At 37.4% G+C, this 19844-nt stretch carries 16 protein-coding genes; 6 read left to right on the top strand and 10 right to left on the bottom strand.

Translation table 11 applies throughout. The annotated features are described in order from the left end of the window. Positions 1–43 precede the first annotated feature (43 nt). Both BTHG_RS05140 and BTHG_RS05145 read right to left on the bottom strand, forming a co-directional pair. Positions 44–730 (bottom strand): OmpA family protein, encoded by a 687-nt coding sequence (locus BTHG_RS05140; RefSeq protein WP_010283054.1) that lies wholly within the window; start codon positions 728–730, stop codon positions 44–46. Then, positions 723–2549, bottom strand: coding sequence for a MotA/TolQ/ExbB proton channel family protein (locus tag BTHG_RS05145; protein ID WP_010283055.1), 1827 nt, complete (start codon positions 2547–2549; stop codon positions 723–725). The genes BTHG_RS05140 and BTHG_RS05145 overlap by 8 nt, the downstream gene beginning before the upstream one ends. Before the next feature lie 224 nt (positions 2550–2773). Here BTHG_RS05145 and serS point away from each other — a divergent pair, with 224 nt between their 5' ends. Together serS and BTHG_RS05155 are read left to right on the top strand one after the other, a co-directional pair. After that, the gene (serS, locus tag BTHG_RS05150) at positions 2774–4060 is read left to right on the top strand and encodes a serine--tRNA ligase (RefSeq protein WP_010283056.1); all 1287 of its coding nucleotides are present in this window, start codon (positions 2774–2776) and stop codon (positions 4058–4060) included. Positions 4061–4086: 26 nt separating this feature from the next. Then, positions 4087–4629 carry a helix-turn-helix domain-containing protein gene (locus tag BTHG_RS05155; protein ID WP_010283057.1) on the top strand — a complete coding sequence of 181 codons (543 nt, stop codon included), beginning with the start codon at positions 4087–4089 and terminating at the stop codon, positions 4627–4629. Between the two features lie 42 nt (positions 4630–4671). Here BTHG_RS05155 and folD read toward each other — a convergent pair whose 3' ends face one another. The 4 genes from folD to BTHG_RS05175 all read right to left on the bottom strand — a co-directional run bounded on the left by folD (position 4672) and on the right by BTHG_RS05175 (position 9264). Beyond that, positions 4672–5541 carry a bifunctional methylenetetrahydrofolate dehydrogenase/methenyltetrahydrofolate cyclohydrolase FolD gene (folD, locus tag BTHG_RS05160; RefSeq protein WP_010283058.1) on the bottom strand — a complete coding sequence of 290 codons (870 nt, stop codon included), beginning with the start codon at positions 5539–5541 and terminating at the stop codon, positions 4672–4674. An 87-nt stretch (positions 5542–5628) separates the two neighbouring features. Beyond that, entirely contained in the window at positions 5629–6891 is a 1263-nt protein-coding gene (locus BTHG_RS05165) for a serine hydroxymethyltransferase (RefSeq protein ID WP_010283059.1), read from the bottom strand. Between the two features lie 43 nt (positions 6892–6934). Beyond that, positions 6935–7843, bottom strand: coding sequence for a formyltetrahydrofolate deformylase (purU, locus tag BTHG_RS05170; protein WP_010283060.1), 909 nt, complete (start codon positions 7841–7843; stop codon positions 6935–6937). 47 nt (positions 7844–7890) lie between these two features. Then, entirely contained in the window at positions 7891–9264 is a 1374-nt protein-coding gene (locus BTHG_RS05175) for a D-serine ammonia-lyase (protein WP_010283062.1), read from the bottom strand. Between the two features lie 601 nt (positions 9265–9865). Between BTHG_RS05175 and BTHG_RS05180 the strand changes: the two genes are divergently transcribed. Continuing rightward, positions 9866–11332 (top strand): alanine/glycine:cation symporter family protein, encoded by a 1467-nt coding sequence (locus tag BTHG_RS05180; RefSeq protein WP_010283064.1) that lies wholly within the window; start codon positions 9866–9868, stop codon positions 11330–11332. 76 nt (positions 11333–11408) lie between these two features. On the opposite strand, the gene alr is transcribed toward BTHG_RS05180, so the two are convergent. The 3 genes from alr to BTHG_RS05195 all read right to left on the bottom strand — a co-directional run bounded on the left by alr (position 11409) and on the right by BTHG_RS05195 (position 14584). Next, positions 11409–12563, bottom strand: a complete 1155-nt coding sequence (alr, locus tag BTHG_RS05185; protein ID WP_010283066.1) for an alanine racemase — start codon at positions 12561–12563, stop codon at positions 11409–11411. A gap of 73 nt (positions 12564–12636) precedes the next feature. Then, positions 12637–13770: an alanine dehydrogenase gene (gene ald, locus BTHG_RS05190; RefSeq protein ID WP_010283068.1), complete on the bottom strand. Its 1134-nt coding sequence runs from the start codon at positions 13768–13770 to the stop codon at positions 12637–12639. 31 nt (positions 13771–13801) lie between these two features. Next, on the bottom strand, positions 13802–14584 hold the full coding sequence (locus BTHG_RS05195) for an alpha/beta hydrolase family protein (protein WP_010283070.1): 783 nt from the start codon (positions 14582–14584) through the stop codon (positions 13802–13804). A gap of 405 nt (positions 14585–14989) precedes the next feature. Between BTHG_RS05195 and BTHG_RS05200 the strand changes: the two genes are divergently transcribed. The 3 genes from BTHG_RS05200 to BTHG_RS05210 all read left to right on the top strand — a co-directional run bounded on the left by BTHG_RS05200 (position 14990) and on the right by BTHG_RS05210 (position 18173). Next, entirely contained in the window at positions 14990–16453 is a 1464-nt protein-coding gene (locus BTHG_RS05200; RefSeq protein ID WP_010283079.1) for an alanine/glycine:cation symporter family protein, read from the top strand. Positions 16454–16608: 155 nt separating this feature from the next. Next, the gene (locus BTHG_RS24290; protein ID WP_010283081.1) at positions 16609–17448 is read left to right on the top strand and encodes a serine O-acetyltransferase; all 840 of its coding nucleotides are present in this window, start codon (positions 16609–16611) and stop codon (positions 17446–17448) included. Positions 17449–17552: 104 nt separating this feature from the next. Then, the gene (locus tag BTHG_RS05210) at positions 17553–18173 is read left to right on the top strand and encodes a DUF3298 and DUF4163 domain-containing protein (RefSeq protein WP_010283083.1); all 621 of its coding nucleotides are present in this window, start codon (positions 17553–17555) and stop codon (positions 18171–18173) included. 79 nt (positions 18174–18252) lie between these two features. On the opposite strand, the gene BTHG_RS27615 is transcribed toward BTHG_RS05210, so the two are convergent. Then, positions 18253–19839 (bottom strand): glycine betaine ABC transporter substrate-binding protein, encoded by a 1587-nt coding sequence (locus tag BTHG_RS27615; RefSeq protein WP_010283085.1) that lies wholly within the window; start codon positions 19837–19839, stop codon positions 18253–18255. Positions 19840–19844 lie beyond the last annotated feature (5 nt).

A 19844-nucleotide genomic window follows, 5' to 3' on the forward strand; every position in this document is an offset into this window, starting at 1 on the left:
ATAGTATCATGGAGGAAGTATTACGACCATTGCCGCTTCCCCATCAATTCCCTAATAATTCTCTTGTTTTTTCCAATATCTCCTGATCCTTCAATCGGAACTTGAACTCGACTCTTCGTGAGGCCTGACCGTTGTAATTTCCTTCTGCATCCGTTCTGCCATCGGTAAAGGATCTACCATTCACGGTTAACTTAGTCTTTAAATGTTCCTGGATGTTTTTATAAGGAAAATCCTCACTCAAAATATATTCCGCGACACTATATGCCCGTTGCTGGGAAAGCTCCAAATTATACAAATAGGTTCCGTCTTTGTCCGCGTGACCTTCGACGATGATTTCTGAAATATACACCTCATAACCACCTTCCAACAGCACATCTAAATATGCCGGGACAAACTCATTCAAAAACGTAAAAGCTTCAGGCTTTAACACAGCGGAATCATACTCAAATAAGATATCGGTATTAAAAATTAACGCACCCGTTTTCTCATCAATTTCAATGCTCGAGTCGCTGAATTTCTCATTAAGGTCTTCAATAAGCCCTACCCTGACCCCCATGATTTGATCAATGGTTCGTTTCATTTCTTGAATTTGGAATGATTTAATCACCATCATGATGATAAAAATGAGGATAAAACACAGTAGAACTGATGTTAATAAGTCCGTAAATGACGGCCAAAACGTACTCTCCTCTTGCTCTCGATGAAAAAGCCTTTGGTATTTACTAATCATTGGTTCCAATCCTTACTCTGCTGTTTTCTTGAAAGGCACCTTGAGCAATCGATTGGAGTTGCCGATTCAACAGTTGAAACTCCTGTCCGATGTCCCCTAAAGTTTGCTGTAGCTGACGGGCATTTCTTTGGCCGACATCCCCTGTTATCTCACCGATTTGCTTAAACTCTCTTTTAACAGCTTCATTCATTTCAATCATATACTCATTCATATTTCGACTTACTTTATCAAGCTTTTCTCCAAGAGTACCCTCAAGATTTGTTACATATTTTGAAAGGGTATCCCGTAATGCGTTCACGCTCGTTTCAATCTGATCTTCTTTATAATTGAAGGAATCTCCCATTTGTGTTACAGTACGATTTATCTCATTTAAAAGCTTCATATACTTCATTCCCACTTGTTCACTTGAACGTGATGCCTCACTCAAGTAGCTTTCAATCGCTTGTGAATTTGTCAAATGTACTTGCAGGTGCGAGTTAAACTCATGGGTAAACTGTGTCAGTTCATCAAATCGATAGGATAAAAGATTTTTATATTCACTTTGCGCTTTGTTAATCGTGTCTAAGGCTTGTGGCAAGCGACCAATCGAATTTCCGAGAGCTTTAAAATCATTTCGCACATCGCGTAAAGAAGAAATAATATCCGTTAATTTGGAACTCACATCCGTCCCAAATACCCTCTCAAACTGTAGATTGTTTTCCTTCATTAATTTAATGGAATGCTCGCTTTGTTCATTCAACTTATCAAATGATCCATAAATTGATTCCTGTCTTTGGGCAATCGCGGAAAAATATTCCCTAATATCAACAACCGATTGCTGAAAATGATTCATCGTTTCCTTTTGATCTGTCGTTAATTCTGCAACTTTCTTGTACGTTTCTGTAAAAGCACTTCGCATCTTTTCATTACGCTGGTCCATGTTTTCAAAATACGTAAACATTTGATTAAAGTTCTGATTTAATTTTTTCACACCTTGATCAAATCCTTCTGTTAAATCCTTCGCACCATGAAATATTACTGAAAACTGTTTTAAGTTTTCCGTTAAGCCCTCATTAAATATCGCTAAATCCTTCGCGGATTGTTGCAAGCCAACTGTGTACTCCTGGAACCCTTTAAAAGAATTCACAATGCTTTGAAGGGACTCTTGATTCGTATTCTGTAGTTCAACAATCGAAGCCTGTATCGTTTCTGATACGGAAATGAGCCGCCCCATTCCATCTTGTTCATTCCCTTCCAATATCGACTCTGTTTTTAACATAATATCAGTAAGCATAAATTCCGTATTGGCAACACGGGTCACAACCGTCATGATTAGAGATAACCCCATCCCTGCAATACTTGTGTAAAAAGCAACATCAATTCCCGCAAGTACCAATGCGACATTCTCCACCATCTGGTCACCTGTCGCGTCAATGCTTCCCAATGACATTGCCAATCCAATAAAAGTCCCAAGTACCCCGATTAAAATAAAAATGGACACGGTCATCTGCACGAGTTTAATCAAATTCACAACAGGTACATTAAACACTCGCCAACCAGATACCTTATTTTGAACATATGTCTCGACCTTCACCGATTCCTTTTGTTTCATTTGTTCAAAATCAGCCTTCATACGATTCAACGGATCAATCTCCAACGAATTTGTATCACGGATAAAATTCCGAATTCTCCTTAGCTTACTGTACAACGTAAAATGAACCACAATTGCCATTGCAAACCCAACGAAAAGCGCCAAAAAAATGAATTCAACCAACGGACTCGTTAAAACAGCTTCTGCCTGCTGCTGACTCACAAATAACCTTAATATTGCTTCAACCATACTACGTCCCCCTTCATTGCACGTCCAAAATTCACCTTGCTTATAGCTATTCGAAAAATGGACAAATCATGCATCGAATGGTAAAAGAGACTACTCCTGATGGCTTTAAACATCTATTTAAAAATGTGAAAGCAATTTGAATTATCCGAAATTTAATGTATAATAACACTATAGTGAACAAAAATTATGTATAATATATATCAACCATAATTGAGGTGATCTCTTTGTTAGACGTAAAAAGACTTAGAAATAATTTGGACGGTGTAAAAGAAGCATTAGCAAACCGAGGAGAAAAACTAAATGAAATTGACAAGTTTGTTGAGTTAGATACTGAAAGAAGAAATCTTATCGTAAAAAGTGAGAGTCTCAAAGAACAAAGAAATAAAGTGTCTGACCAAATTGCAATCTTAAATCGGGACAAGCAGGATACGTCTCAGTTAATTTCAGAAATGAAACAAGTGTCAAGCCAGATCAAAGCATTTGATCAAAAAATTCGCGAGTTAGAATCAGAAATCGACCAAATTATGTACGCAATTCCTAATATTCCACATGACAGTGTGCCAAAAGGGTTAACAGAGGATGATAATGTTCTGGTACGTCAATGGGGATACAAACAGGAATTTTCATTTGAACCGAAGCCACATTGGGATGTTGCAAGTGAGTTAGGAATTTTGGATTTTGAATCAGCTGCAAAAGTAACAGGTAGTCGCTTCGTTTTTTATAAGGGGTTAGGTGCAAGATTAGAACGAGCATTAATTAGTTTTATGATTGATTTACATATCGAAGAACATGGGTATGAAGAAATCATTCCACCATATATCGTAAACAGAGACAGCCTTACAGCAACTGGACAACTACCTAAGTTCGAGGAAGACTTATTTAAAATAGAAGGAAAAGACTATTTTCTTATTCCTACAGCCGAAGTACCTTTAATTAATATTCATCGAGATGATATTTTAACGAATGACCAATTACCGATTAATTATGTTGGTCACAGCTCTTGCTTCCGTTCTGAAGCCGGGTCTGCTGGCAGAGATACCAGAGGACTAATCAGACAGCATCAATTCAATAAAGTTGAATTAGTGAAAATAACGAAACCTGAAGAATCATATAATGAATTAGAAAAACTAACAAATCAAGCTGAAAAAGTTCTTCAACTACTCGGATTGCCATATCAAGTTTTAAATATGTGTATGGGTGATTTAGGTTTTACAGCTGCTAAAAAATATGATGTTGAAGTGTGGATGCCAAGCTATAATACATACCGTGAGATTTCTTCATGTAGTAACCTAGAAGACTTCCAAGCACGTCGAGCCAATATTCGTTTCCGCCGAGAAGCAGGTGGTAAACTTGAATTCCCTCATACTCTGAACGGATCAGGTTTAGCGGTTGGACGAACAGTTGCAGCAATTTTAGAAAATTACCAACAAGAAGATGGAAGTGTTATCATTCCGGAAGTTCTACGTCCTTATATGAAAGGAATGGACAAATTAATAAATTTAACTAAATAATTTTTTATAGTAAGGAGGTAAACTATGTGAACCTTGGGGAAAAACTTAAAGAAATTCGAAAAGAAAAACGATTAACGATTGCTGATTTAGCTCAAAAAACGGGATTATCTAACGGCTATTTAAGTAATGTGGAACGAAATTTAAATAGCCCAACAATTGAATCTTTACGGAAAATAGTCGATGCGCTTTCCATTTCACTTGTGGAGTTGTTTCAAGATGAAGACGAAGGTACAGGTGTGGTTCGGAAAGATGAACGAGTTACCATTGTAAAATCCAATGATAATTCAATCATATATGAGCTTCTGTCTCCGTCACGTAACAAATCATTGGAAGCTATGTTATTAAAGCTACAACCAGGGGCTGAATCTGGCGAGTTCCCTCATACACATAAGGGGGAAGACTTCGGTTTTATTATAAGTGGAAAATTAATGTATAAAGTTGGGGACAATACCTATATTCTGGAAGAGGGTGACTCCATTTACTTTGACTCAACGATTCCACACCGTTATAAAAATATTGGGGATACAGAGTGTATCAGTATTTGGGTTGTAACTCCGCCATCATTCTAAATAAACCATAATAAAATGAGGAGGGGACGAATCCCCTCCTTTTTACATTGTCCTGGATAAACTAGACCTCACCCATTCCGCGGAAAGTACAGTGTTTTCCAGCAACATGGTAATGGTCATCGGTCCTACCCCCTTTGGAACAGGCGTAATGTAACTTGCCACTTTCAACACATCATCAAAATCTACGTCACCACATAGTTTTCCAGTCTCTAAGCGATTTACACCAACATCGATGACAACCGCCCCTTCTTTTACATAATCTGACGTTACAAACTTAGGGCGTCCAATCGCAACAACTAGGATATCTGCAAGTTTCGTTATCTCTTTCATGTTTTTCGTTTTAGAATGACAATACGTCACGGTTGCATTTTCTTTTAGAAATAGCTGCCCAGCAGGCTTACCGACAATATTACTTCGGCCAATAACAACAACATGTTTCCCATTCAATTCGATTTTCTTCTCTTTTAATAGTTCGATCATTCCATGGGGAGTACATGGAAGAAAAGTATCCTGTCCCGTCATCATCCTTCCAATACTAATGGGATGGAACCCGTCCACATCTTTTTCGGGAGATATGCTTTCAATCACAGACTCTTCATTAATATGTTTTGGTAAAGGCAGCTGCACAAGAATACCATGAATATTTTCATCGTGATTTAAACGTTCTATTTCCTGTAAAAGCTTTTGTTCATCAATCGTTTCAGGAAACTCAATTAATTCAAAATGTATTCCAGCTTCTTGACTCGCCTTTCCCTTTCCTGTTACATAGGAACGGGATGCAGGGTTATTTCCAACTAAAATGACAGCAAGGCCAGGTATCACTCCTTCAGCTTTTAACAACTCCACTTTTTCTTTGATCTGCTTACGTTTCTTCTGTGAAATTTCAAATCCATTAATTATTTTTTCGGTCATACGATGATTCCTCCTCTTCTTCTTAAACAGAAACTCTATTACAAAGGCAGTTTAGAGTTAATCTAAACTGCCCGTTTTAATCTTCTATTAGATAGTTACTGGATCAAAATCTTCTTGATACAATGGGAAATTACTTATTAAATCACTTGCTTCTTGTTTACACGCATCTAACACTTCTTGGTTCGTAATGTTCTCGGCTACTTTGTTCATAATAGCAGCGATTTGCTCGACCTCAGTTTCTTTTAATCCACGTTGTGAAATCGCTGTTGTACCGATACGAACTCCACTTGTGATTGATGGTTTTTCTGTATCAAATGGAATCATATTTTTGTTTACTGTGATTCCAACATAATCGAGCGCTTCTTGGAACTGTTTCCCATTAATCCCTTTAGGACGTAAATCTACCATTACAAGGTGATTGTCCGTTCCGCCGCTCACAATACGGAAACCATCTTTTTCTAAGCATGTAGCCAAATGTTTTGCATTTTTCACAGTTTGAATCATTAATTGTTTAAATTCTTCTGTAGCTGCACGCTTAAATACATACGTCTTCGCCGCCATTACATGTACATGAATCGAACCAAGTGTTCTAGGGAAAACACCTCGATCTAATGCTTTTGCGTGCTCTGCTTTGCACATGACCATTCCCCCACGTGGACCACAAATTGTCTTGGTAGTGGAAGATGAAACGAAATCTGTGTGTGGAATTGGACTCGGAATAATCCCAGCAGCAACCAAACCAGAGACATGGGCAATATCTGCCATTGAATAGGCACCTACTTTTTTTGCAATATCACTGATTCTCTCATAATCAATTAGTCTCGGATATGAGCTGCCCCCAGAGATAATAAGTTTTGGTTTATGCTTAATCGCAAGCTCCTCTAATTCTTCATAATTAATTTGCTCTGTATCTGCATGAACTCCATAATGGATAAAATTATAATATTTACTTGTTTGACTTACAGTACTCCCATGGGTTAAATGACCACCTTGGTCAAGACGCATGGATAGGACAGTATCACCAGGTTTAAGTACAGCTGCATATACACTATAGTTGGCCGTAGACCCTGAGATGGGTTGAATATTTGCATGGTCTGCTTTAAAAAGAGCCTTACATCTTTCAACACCTAGAATTTCCATCTTATCTGCAAATTCTGCTCCTGATTGATAACGAGCACCAGGATACCCTTCAAGTGTTTTGTTTGTAAAAACGGATCCTGATAATTCTAGTGCTGGTATTGGCGCCGTACTTTCTGATGCAATCATTTCAATATTATTTTCTTGTCGTTTTAATTCCCCTACTACAATGTTATATAACTCTTCATCTACTAATTTAGTTGCTTTTAACATAGCTACCACCTTTTCTTTTTTGTTATATTATTATTCTGATAATTCAAGAAAAAATTATAGTTTTATTATTGTGAACAATGACTCTGTCTTCAACATGCCATGAAACAGCCTGAGCGAGAACATCTTTCTCTATGTGACTTCCAATCACTTTTAAATCTTTTGCAGTGTGACGATGGGTAACACGCTGTACATCTTGCTGAATAATAGGTCCTGCGTCAAGGTCATTTGTTACATAGTGAGCCGTTGCACCGATGAATTTAACTCCACGTTCATAAGCTCGATCATACGGTCTCGCACCAACAAATGCTGGTAAAAATGAATGGTGGATGTTAATAATCTTATTTTCATAGTGCGAGATAAATTCCGGACTAATAATTTGCATATATCTTGCTAGTACAATAAAGTCTACTTTTCCCTCTATAAGCTGAAGCGCTTGCTTTTCCGCTTCTGCTTTAGTTTCTTTCGAAATCGGAATATAGTAGAAAGGTATACCATGTTGTTCAACTGATTCTCTCAAATCTGGGTGGTTACTAATGACCATCACAATTTCAGCCTGAATTTCTTTGTTCTTTGTTCGATAAATGAGTTCTAGTACATGTTGATCCATCTTGGATACAAAAACAGCCATTCGCTTACGCTCTTTTTTCGTCTCCAACTTCCAATTCATGTGATATTTAACCGCAAGTGCATCTAAATCTTCCTTAAATCCTACTAAATGCTTCTCAGATGAATCCAATTCCACTTCAAAACGAACAAACAGCATTCCGTCTTCATAATTTGTTGTATGTTGCCCCATTTCAATAATTTTTGCTTGGTTGTAAACGAAACAATTGACAACTGCTGAAATCACTTCAGGATTCTCCGGGCATGATATCAATACTACCGCCCGTTCCTTTACTACTTTATTCTTTTTTTCCTCGACATCATGAAATTTTCGTAAAACTGTAGACATTTTCTCTCCCCCAATACGTTCTGACTCCTCCTGAAGAAAGTTGTTCCTTAGTTTTTGTTGACTGAGTCAATTCCAAATTCCTGATATTTTCGCTTGCCTCTTTCGTAGTAAGATTGCCATACTTCATCTGGAACCATGTTTCCTCCTGTACTCCATGCAATGTGAGTAGCATTTTTCATTATGGATATGACATTGGTTTTTGATAAGTAATGGTGTTGGTTTTTACATAATCCAACTGGTCCAATAATGCCGGCCACTGCTGAAGGCTCAAGCTTCATTCCCTCTTGATCGGCTAAGGCACTGAGTAGGACAAATAATTGATCGTCAGATACGGTGTATACTCCGCTAATTAACTCATTGATTACTTTTCCTACAAAACCTGATGCTCTTCCTACAGCTAATCCGTCTGCTTCTGTTTTATTATCGAGTCCAAAATCTCGAACTGAAATTTGATCATGCTCTTTCGTCATAAGACCTAATAACATACAAGGGGAATGCGTTGGTTCTGCAAAGAAACAATGAACATAATCCCCAAAAACAAGCTTAAGCCCGAAAGTAATCCCACCAGGTCCCCCACCGACACCACATGGTAAGTAAACAAAAAGTGGGTGATCTCCATTGACAGTAATTCCCTGTTCATTTAATTGTTCTTTTAAGCGTATAGCTGCAACAGCATATCCGAGAAAAAGAGTGATGGAATTTTCGTCATCAATAAAATAACTATTTGGATCGGCAAGAGATTCCTTTCTCCCCTCTTCTACCGCTTTGCTATAATCATCCGCATGTTCAACAACAACCACTCCTTTACTTCGAAGTAAATCTTTTTTCCATTGTTTTGCATCCTCCGACATATGTATGGTAACCTTGAAGCCAATCATTGCACTCATGATCCCGATACTTAAACCAAGGTTTCCAGTTGAGCCGCATACAACTGAGTAGTTTGAAAAGAATTCTTTAAAATCATTACTCGCAAATTTACGATAGTCATCGGAATGATTGATGATTCCAGCTGCAATCGCCAAGTCTTCGGCTCGCTTTAAAACTTCGTAAATTCCCCCCCTGGCTTTAACAGAACCTGAAATCGGTAACCGATTATCAGCTTTCAATAACATTTTTCCTTCTATAGGAGTTTGATAGATATTTTCTAATTCCCTTTTCATAGAAGGAATTTGCTCAAGGGGCGATTCAATAATGCCGCCATTCTTGTTAGTTGCGGGAAAAACCTCTGCAATATAGGGGGCAAACCGTTTTAACCTTTCTTCAGCTTCTAATACATCATTTAACCCTAAAGGTAAACTCCCTATTACTCGATTTACCTCTGTATAAGCATCATTTTCCCAAAAAACTTCATCATAATTAATGATGCTTTGAATAAGGGGACACTCTTGCTTCCATGCCTCTATCGACTTGTTCTTAGCCACTTTTCTAACTCCCCCTTAGGCTTAATATGTGATTTATAAAAAGTTTTTCATGTCATTTTACATTCACTATGTTGATTTAATTTTTATTATAATGATTAAATAATTGAGTGTCAATTCAAAAAATTCATTAAAGTGATTTTTTATTTTTTAAAACTATTTTGTTATGGTATTCGTTTCTATTTATTTTTGAGGGTTTGATCATTTGGCAAAAAATATAGAATTTTATAAAAACATTTGAAATTCCCAATCATTTCTGTATAATCATATTATATAGTGACTTTATCATCACTATAGTGGCTCTCCTTTCTATTCTTTTTATAAATCAGGTTTGAAAGCGTTATCACATTTTTGAATGAAGAATTGGAAGAAACCATTAATCAATAGTAAGGAGGTGAAAAATGATAACAGACAGTGATTGTTAAGCATTATCAATATACACAAATTCCAGATTTTGTCTCAAAAATGTATGAAACGTATCCCGAATTCTAGCACTTCCTCATAGTTAAGTCACCACTATTTTGAGCTACAGAAATTAGTCGAAAAAGATATCACTGTTTCATATTTCCAATCTATTAATCTAATAATACATAAGGGGGATCTTATGGAGGCAATTGTAAACGGTATTAATGCGGTCTTGTGGTCGAATCCAGTCATTTATATTTTATTAGGGGTAGGTTTATTATTTTCTATTGTAACTCGATTTCTCCAAGTAAGATATTTTAAAGAAATGATTCGACTCTTATTCGATGGGAAAAGTTCACAAGCTGGGGTATCCTCGTTCCAAGCTTTATCGATTGCACTCGGTGGGCGTGTTGGGACAGGAAATATTGCAGGGGTAGCGACTGCCATTGCATTTGGAGGTCCTGGGGCAATTTTTTGGATGTGTGTAATTGCCTTCTTAGGTGCTGCAAGTGCGTTTGTTGAATCAACTCTTTCTCAAATTTATAAAGTAAAAGTTGATGGTGAATATAGAGGTGGACCAGCCTACTATATTGAAAAAGGAATCGGCTGGAAGTGGTTCGCAGTGCTATTTGCCATTTCAGGAATCATTGGAATGGGCTTCCTATTACCGACAACACAATCTAATACAACTGTAAATGCAATTGAAAATGCTTTTGGTGCAAATCCTTATATTTCAGGCGCCATCTATGTAGCGTTATTTGCTGTTATTATTTTTGGGGGAATTAAACGAATAGCGTCATTTGCCCAAATCATTGTTCCATTTATGGCACTTGGCTATATCATTATGGCTTTTATCATTATGATCATGAATATTTCTGAACTTCCAAATGTAATTTCATTGATTCTAAAAAGCGCTTTTGCATTAGACTCTACATTTGGTGGTATTCTTGGTATGGCTGTCATGTGGGGAGTAAAACGTGGGATTTTCTCCAATGAAGCTGGTCAAGGTTCAGGTGCACATGCATCTGCGGCTGCTGAAGTTTCCCATCCGGCAAAACAAGGGTTTGTTCAAGCATTTTCCGTTTATGTTGATACATTACTCGTTTGTGTTGCCACTGGATTTATGATCATTAGTACTGGAATGTATAATACGCAAGCACCTGATGGATCTTATGTTGTTAATAATATAGGAGATGTAGAAATCGGCCCGGCTTATACACAACTGGCAATTGACTCGATATTCCCTGGATTCGGTGCCGGTTTTGTAGCGGTTGCGCTAATCCTCTTTACATTCACGACTCTTATTGCCTATTATTATATCGCTGAGACGAACCTTGTTTATCTACTTAACGGAACAAAGAAAAGATGGGCATTCCATCTACTAAAGCTAGGAATGATTGCAATTACCTATTACGGTGCTCTTAGATCAGCCGAATTAGCGTGGGGATTTGGAGATATCGGTGTAGGAATCATGGTTTGGGTTAACGTCATCGCGATATTAATCCTTGCAAAACCAGCGTTAATTGCCTTAAAAGACTACGAGACCCAGAAAAAGCAAGGTATTGAACCAGTCTTCAATCCTAAAGCTTTAGGCATTAAGAATGCTGATTTTTGGGAAGAAAGATATGAAGAACAACAGAATTCTCCACAGAAAAAAACGGTTTAATTACACCGTATAATGAAAAAGGAAAAAGACATCCACTGCGTTAGAGTGATGTCTTTTTCCTTTGGTAACAATCTATCTATTTGGTATGTACTAACAATTTCGTATAAACTCTAGGTATCCGCTTCCCAATTAAACACACAACCTCATAATTAATTGTTCCCATCATGGAAGCTATCTCATCAACCGAATAAAAATATCCCTCATCGTTATATCCAAAAAGCGTTACTTCATCTCCAATAGTAATATTCGGGACGCGGCTTACATCAATCATGGTTTGATCCATACAAACACGCCCTTTAACAGGTGCAATCGAATTGCGGATAACTACATTTCCACGATTAGATAGAAGACGTGAAAACCCATCTGCATAACCAATAGGTAAAGTTCCTATTAAACAATCATCCTGCGGTACAAAAGTACATCCATATCCAATTGGTTGGGATGCTTGAACCTTTTTTAAGGCTACAATTTTCGTTTTCAAACTCATTGCCTGCTTTAGTTCGATTGAATGTCTCTTCAAGGAAGAGTCCGGATATAAGCCATAGAGAGCAATTCCAACCCGAACCATATCTAAATGCATTTCTGGAAAATTCATCGTTCCAGCACTATTACAACAGTGTTTTAGTGGTATGTGTATTTGATTCTGTTCAAGATATTCAACAAACGACATAAACTTGGTAAATTGCTCACGTGTATAAGGATTATCTTTTTGATCAGCAATGGCAAAATGCGTAAATATCCCTTCAAGATTTACAAAAGGTGTATTTATTGCTTTTTTAGCCAACTCTAATGCCTCTGTTTTCGAAGTAAGACCAATTCTTGTCATTCCACTATCAATTTTCAAATGAACACGAGCCGTTTGATGAAGCTTCCCTGCTTGATGAATAACTTCATTTAGCACTTCATGACTAAACACAGTTAGAGATACATGATTCATTATCGCCATTTTAACTGAATGCACAGGGGTATATCCCAACACCAAAATCGGAACAGTAATACCGGCATTTCTTAATTCTAATGCTTCGTCTAAAATGGCCACAGCGAGGTAATCAGCACCAGCTTCAACCGCCGTCTTAGAAACTTCAATTGCACCGTGTCCGTATCCATCAGCTTTTACAACTGCCATTAATTTCGTAGAGGGTTTTATAAAGTTTTTAAACTGCTTGACATTTTCATCAATAGCAGAAAGTGAAACATCCGCCCAAGTATCGCGGTAGCTTAGATTATTCATGTTTTCCCCCTCCCCTCTCTTTCAAAAATCCCCCAAGCCTTAACTTGAGGGATTACTGGTACGAGACATTCAATTAGTACGTGATTGTTTCTCTTTTAAAAGCTTTTTCGACCGATACAAAATCATATCCAAGATCCCTTGCAACTGCTTCATTTGTAATTTCATTATGTGCTACGTTAACACCGAGTTTTAATGGCTCACTCTCAGCAATTGCCTTTACAACACCTTTGTTTGCAATTTGTAGTGCGTAAGGAACCGTTACATTTGTTAAGGCAAGTGTAGATGTTCTCGGAACAGCCCCAGGCATATTAGCTACAGAATAATGGACAACTCCATGTTTGACGAAGGTTGGATCATCATGTGTTGTGACATGGTCACACGTTACAATACTTCCTCCTTGATCAATTGCAACATCAACGATAACAGAGCCAGGCTTCATTGTTTTTACCATTTCTTCTGTTACTAGTTTAGGTGCTTTAGCACCTGGGATTAAAACAGCACCAATTAACAAGTCAGCTTCTGCAACTGCTTGTGCAATATTGAATGGATTCGACATTAAGGTTTTTATTTGACTGCCAAAGATGTCATCCAACTGGCGTAAACGATCCGCACTAATATCCAGGATGGTGACGTCTGCTCCTAAACCTATACCCATTTTCGCAGCATTCGTACCAACAATACCGCCACCAATGATTGTAATTTTGCCACGACTCACACCTGGTACACCAGCAAGGAGAATTCCTTTTCCACCATTTGTTTTTTGTAGGAATTGAGCACCGATTTGAACAGCCATACGTCCAGCTACTTCACTCATAGGAGTAAGAAGTGGAAGTGAACGTCCAACTGAGATAGTCTCATAGGCAATTGCAATTACTCCCTTTTCTTTAAGGGCTTTTGTTAAGTCAGGTTCAGCTGCTAAATGCAAGTATGTAAACAAGATCAAACCTTCTCGGAAATACTTATATTCACTTTCTAGAGGTTCTTTTACCTTCATAATCATTTCTGCATTTGCCCATACATCATTTGCTTTTTCAATAATCTCGGCACCCGCATTCAGATAATCTTCATTCGTAAATCCACTACCAAGCCCTGCATCTTTCTCAACTAATACTTGATGACCATTCTTTTTAAAAGAAAGTACTCCTGATGGTGTTAGCCCAACACGGTTCTCATTATTTTTAATTTCTTTTGGTAGTCCTATAATCATTTTCCATTCCTCCCCGTTCTTGCTTTTTCAATCAATATTTCTTAAGTAAATATTCTTTAAACCATTCCAAGGTTTGAGTAAGCAATGCGGACTCGCCTTCTTGATCGTTGAAAAGATGTCCTGATTCAGAATAAGCTTTTAATTGGCTTAAAGGATGTTGAACAGCCTCTTTGTAAGCGATTCCATTTGATAATAAAACATCTTGATCCTGTTCACCATGGATTATTAAAACTGGATTTTCATATTTTTTTATACATTCCAATGGATGAAGTTCTAGCAGTTCCTCGAAAAATGGGGTACCTATCTGTTCGCCATCAAAATAAACAGGTTTACCTACCAATCCATTCACAACTCTATCCTCACCTAAGAGATGAATCAAGTTCCAATATGGATTTGAGACAGGAGCCCACAAAACAATACTTGAGATTTCCATAGGTAGCTTTGACTGGGCTATAGAGGCAATACATCCACCTAAACTGTAACCAATTAGTCCATAGTTCGTAACGTTGAAACGATTTACATGGAAAACAGATGAAAATACATCTTCCAAATCCGCTATCTGACTTGAAATAGTGGATTCACAAAATTCACCTTCTGAATCCCCACTTCCAAAATAGTCAAAACGCAATGCAGCAATTCCATGTGAAGCAAGTTTTCGAGCCATTTTCGTAAATATGCGATGTGGAGCTGATTTTGTTCCTTGAAAACCATGTGCAAACACAACCATAGGGCCTGAAGAACAAGAATCAGGCGTATGAAGGATTCCGATTAATCTCTTACCATTTCTATTTTGTATGACTATTGGTTCTTCCACAACGACCACCCTTCACTATAAAGAATATTTAATCACTATAATGTAATTATACAACAGATTAATTCATAATCAATAAGTATTTTGAATCTTTTAAATTTTGGGTAGGATGCACATCTTTGTAATCGATATAGGGAAGTAGTTTCAATTGAATTATAAAGTACGGCTGTAAATTCGTTTGTAAAATTATTTAAAAAATATTGACTATTAAAAATATATAAAATAATATCATAATTAAAGTGATGAATAAATCATTATAATGATTTAAATGACGCAATAGGTGATGAATTCATCTTTTTATCAAAAAGGAGGTTTGGAAAAGGAAAGTAAAAAATGTAAGTGTTATCAATTATTTACTTACTCCAGTGAAATGGACATATTATTTTTATTTAGTTAAGGAGGAACAAAATGGAGCAATTTGTTAATGGGATTAACAGTATTTTATGGAGTACCCCTGTTATTTATATTTTGTTAGGTGTAGGTTTACTATTTACAATTTTGACCCGCCTGCTTCAAGTTCGGCATCTTAAAGAAATGACTAGATTAATGTTTGAACGGAAAAGTTCAGAAGCCGGAGTATCTCCTTTTCAGGCATTAAACATAGCAGTTGGAGGACGTGTTGGAACAGGCAATATCGCTGGAGTTGCGACAGCAATCGCTTTTGGTGGCCCTGGAGCTGTCTTTTGGATGTGGGTTATTTCTTTTATTGGTTCGGCAAGCGCATTCGTAGAATCAACACTTGCGCAAATATATAAAGACAAACGTGATGGACAATATCGAGGTGGACCAGCCTACTATATTGAAAAAGGAATAGGCTGGAAATGGTTTGCTATTCTCTTTGCCATCGCCGCGATAATAGCATTAGCCATCCTCTTACCTGGAATTCAATCAAATACTACTGCTTCTACAGTTGAAAATGCATTCGGATTAAGCCCAACTGCTACAGGAATTATATATGTCGTGTTGCTTGGTGTAGTGATTTTCGGTGGCGTTAAGCGAATTGCTAGTACATCCCAAGTAATCGTTCCGATTATGGCAATTGGTTATATCTTGATGTCTATTATTATATTGGCTATGAATATATCAGAATTACCGAAAGTCGTTGCATTAATATTTAAAAGTGCCTTTGCATTGGACTCAACTTTTGGGGGAATAATTGGTGCAGCAATTTCATGGGGGGTAAAACGAGGAATTTATTCAAATGAAGCTGGTATGGGTACAGGAGCTCACCATGCGGCAGCTGCTGAAGTATCCCATCCTGTAAAACAAGGTTTAGTTCAATCCTTTTCTGTATATATAGATACATTGGTATGTACGGCAACAGCATTTATGATTCTCTTTACAGGCATGTATAACACACAGGCTCCAGATGGTTCTTTTATTGTCAATAATCTTGGGGATATAGAAGCTGGTCCGCTTTATGCACAAGAAGCGATTGATTCGATGTTTCCTGGATTTGGAGCGGCCTTCCTAGCGATTTCATTACTCTTTTTCACATTTACTTCCGTTGTTGCCTTCTTTTACATCGCGGAAACAAACCTCGCATTCTTAATACGAGGGAAAAATTTCAAATGGGCTGTACATATACTTAAACTTGTTATTATGATATCAACCTATTACGGTGCAGTTAAAACGGCGGGAATGGTATGGGCTGTCGGGGATGTCGGAATGGGATTAATTATTTGGATCAATATTATCGCTATCGTACTACTTGCAAAACCGGCATTAATTGCCTTAAAAGACTATGAAACTCAAAAAAGACAAGGTATTGAACCAGTCTTCAATCCAAAAGCTTTGGGTATCAAGAATGCACATTATTGGGAAGAAAGATATGAAAAAGAGCATGTTGCTCCACACAAAAAAACAGTATAATCTCACATTCTTATAGAATAATTAGTGGTAAAGAAAGCAAAATAGACTAGGATATTGATATCTTAGTCTTTTACAATTTCCCGAGTGAATCCCTTTGCAATTATGTGAATTTTACGTTACTTTATATGTAGAATTAACTATTGGGGATGATACAGATGGAACAATATGACTTATTAAATATTTATAAAAATTTACATGAAGTAATCGGAAATCAAAAGAAACACTTGTGTTCTCGATTAAATCATAGTTTAAAGCAAATTCCTACCTTTATTGACTGCATTAGAGAAGTCTTGTTACCAGAATACTATTGTACAAGTAAAGAGCGTAACATTGAGTACGAATTAAAAAATCTGACAAAGCTTCAACACTTATTACAGGAAATATTATCCCATAAAAGCGACGAGCAAGTCGTAAACCAAGATACATTCACATTTCTTGAATTATTGCCGTCGTTACGATCAATCATCATGAAGGATGTCGATGCAGCATTTCGAAAAGATCCCGCAGCAAAAAGCTATGAGGAAATTGCGCTTACTTATCCGGGTGTCTTTTCAATCATCGTTCATCGGATTTCTCATGAACTACATAAAATGGGTTATACCTTAGTGTCTCGGGGTATTTCTGAATATGCACATAGCAAAACAGGCATTGACATCCACCCTGGTGCCACAATCGGACATAGCTTTTTTATGGACCATGGTACCGGAATTGTTGTAGGTGAAACCACGATTATTGGAAATGATGTAACCCTCTATCAAGGTGTAACTCTTGGTGCATTTTCATTTGATCGAGATAAAAATGGAGAAATCATCAAAGGTGGAAAAAGACGTCATCCCGTTATTGAGGATAATGTAACCATTTACGCAGGTGCTACCATTCTCGGTGGAGAAACAGTAATTGGGAGAGATTCTATAGTTGGCGGTAATGTTTGGCTTACGAATAGCATTCCTGCAGGAAGCAAGGTTGTGACGGTAATTCAAAATAAAATGCTTTAAGAGATTTCAGAAGGAAATTGTTTACAAAAACAATTTCCTTTATTATTTCCCCCTCACATCCCCGTTCTGTTAAGAATACGATATGGAAAAAAGGAATGTGACAAATGCCTATTTCATTTCCAGTGAGTATTCGAACAGAAGCTTTTCGTTTCGGTCCTCAAAAAAGAGTCTATTATCCTCAAGCGTATCAAATGAAAAACCAACAACTTCAACACTTGATTAATCAATCTATTATTCACCAAGCAAGCAATTTAATTGCTTCTCAAATAGGAAACATGCCCTCTACTGTCCAGGAAATGCTTGGTTCTTATGAAATAAAAAACAACCAGAGGCAGGTTCTAAGTCTTACACAAACGAACTACACCTATCATGAAAAAGCTGCGCACGGAATGACATACATCCGTTCATTAACTTTCGATTTAAAACGAGGAACACGCTGTGACCTGAAGGATCTCTTTAAACCTGATAGTGATTACGTAAATAGACTGTCTACCATCATCCAGGAGCAAATTAAGGAACGTAATATAGAGTTAATTTCTGATTTTACTACAATTAGCCCGAACCAGGAATTTTATATAGCCGATAAAACCTTAGTTATTTATTTTCAACTCTATGACTTGACTCCTTATGTATTTGGCTTCCCGATGTTTTCAATCTCCGTCTATGACATACAGGACATCATTGATGAAAAAGGACCGTTGGCGAGAATGGCGACGAATGATTAAAGCTTCCATTGAAAAAAGTTAAAAAGAAGAAAGCGGTCCTGAAGACCGCTTTCTTCTGAAATAAAACTATTTGACGGCTCTATTCTATCAACCCTTCTTCTTTAAGAAAATCAATCGCCACATCTTCATACCCCTCTTTATCAAGGTCTACACGTGCGTTTAATTCTTGCATTTTTTCATTATCGATCCTACCAACAAGCATTCCTAATACTTCTTCTAATTCTGGATATTTTTCCAAGGTGTCTCCCCTAATGACAGGAGTTGCGAAATACGGTGGAAAGTAATTTTTATCGTCATCAAGCACTTGTAAGTTAAAGGCTGGAATCCGTCCATCAGTGGCAAAGGCATCAATAACATCTACTTCACCATTTTTAATTGCACTATACATAATCCCAGAATCCATTGCCTGTGTTTCAGCAAAATTCATTCCGTAAGCTTCCACTAGTCCGGGTAGCCCATCCGGTCTTTCAAGGAATTCTGGCTCTGCCCCAAGTGCCAATTCTGAAGCTTTTCCTTTTAAGTCTGAAATCGTTTTAACTCCCCAATTCGCTGCATCTTCTTTGCGGATCGTCAGGGTGTACGTATTATTAAAATCAAGTGGTTCTAACCAAACCAAATTATAATCTTCTTTAAACCTTTTTTTAACAATATCGTAAACCTTATTTGGATCGTTAACCATTTCTTCCTTCAAAATGCTTAACAATGCGGTTCCCGTATACTCGATATACAAATCGTACTCTCCGTTATTAACCCCTTCAAATGTTGGGGCAGTTCCACCCAAGAACGATTCGTACTCCACGTTTAAATCCGTATGCTCTTCAATTAAATGTCCCATGACATAAACCATGATTTCCTGTTCAGTAAAGTTTTTACCCGTTATCGTAATTGTGTCTTTTCCCGCGGTATTACTACCAAGTTGACTAATAAACGCAGTTATAGGGAGAATTAATATCAATGCAATAACCAGCCATTTACGAATACGTCTGAACTTAGAACTTGTTTTATTACCGTTTTGAAACCCTCTCGGAGTAGCATCCGTTTCTAACAATTTCAATAAATAGTCAAAAATAATCGCTAACAGTGCAGATGGAATGGCTCCTGCCAAAATTAACCCGGTATTATATGTTTGTAATCCACGAAAAATTAAATCCCCTAGACCGCCTGCTCCGATAAGGCCAGCGATAGTTGCGACACCGATAATTAAGACTGTCGCCGTGCGAATACCACCCATAATTACTCCTAAAGATAATGGCAACTCCACCATCCATAATACTTGGCGGCTCGTCATCCCCATACCGACTCCTGCTTCAATTGCGGAACGCTCAACGCCTGTAATTCCTAAGTATGTATTGCGTAAAATCGGCAGTAGTCCATAAACTGTCAAGGCCACAATTGCTGGAGCTTCTCCAGTACCGATAAAAGGTACCAAAAATACAAGCAACGCAAGACTCGGAATTGTTTGGAATACGCCAGCAATTCCAATGATGCCATCTGCAATTTTTCTGTGTCGGGTTAAATAAATCCCCAATGGAACAGAAATCAAAATGGCAATCGCAATTGAGATAAGCGACAGATACAAATGTTCTAAAATCAAGCTCCAAATCATTGACCAACGATTAACAAAAACATCTACTGTATTTGAAATAATATTTGGAATCGTCCACACCCCCT

It is taken from the genome of Bacillus timonensis, assembly GCF_000285535.1.
Classification (GTDB): domain Bacteria; phylum Bacillota; class Bacilli; order Bacillales; family Bacillaceae_L; genus Ferdinandcohnia; species Ferdinandcohnia timonensis.

Coding starts and splice junctions, on each gene's coding strand:
- BTHG_RS05140 (WP_010283054.1), bottom strand. CDS start 730: ATGATTAGTAAATACCAAAGGCTTTTTCATCGAGAGCAAGAGGAGAGT.
- BTHG_RS05145 (WP_010283055.1), bottom strand. CDS start 2,549: ATGGTTGAAGCAATATTAAGGTTATTTGTGAGTCAGCAGCAGGCAGAA.
- folD (WP_010283058.1), bottom strand. CDS start 5,541: ATGACCGAAAAAATAATTAATGGATTTGAAATTTCACAGAAGAAACGT.
- BTHG_RS05165 (WP_010283059.1), bottom strand. CDS start 6,891: ATGTTAAAAGCAACTAAATTAGTAGATGAAGAGTTATATAACATTGTA.
- purU (WP_010283060.1), bottom strand. CDS start 7,843: ATGTCTACAGTTTTACGAAAATTTCATGATGTCGAGGAAAAAAAGAAT.
- BTHG_RS05180 (WP_010283064.1), top strand. CDS start 9,866: ATGGAGGCAATTGTAAACGGTATTAATGCGGTCTTGTGGTCGAATCCA.
- alr (WP_010283066.1), bottom strand. CDS start 12,563: ATGAATAATCTAAGCTACCGCGATACTTGGGCGGATGTTTCACTTTCT.
- ald (WP_010283068.1), bottom strand. CDS start 13,770: ATGATTATAGGACTACCAAAAGAAATTAAAAATAATGAGAACCGTGTT.
- BTHG_RS05200 (WP_010283079.1), top strand. CDS start 14,990: ATGGAGCAATTTGTTAATGGGATTAACAGTATTTTATGGAGTACCCCT.
- BTHG_RS24290 (WP_010283081.1), top strand. CDS start 16,609: ATGGAACAATATGACTTATTAAATATTTATAAAAATTTACATGAAGTA.
- BTHG_RS05210 (WP_010283083.1), top strand. CDS start 17,553: ATGCCTATTTCATTTCCAGTGAGTATTCGAACAGAAGCTTTTCGTTTC.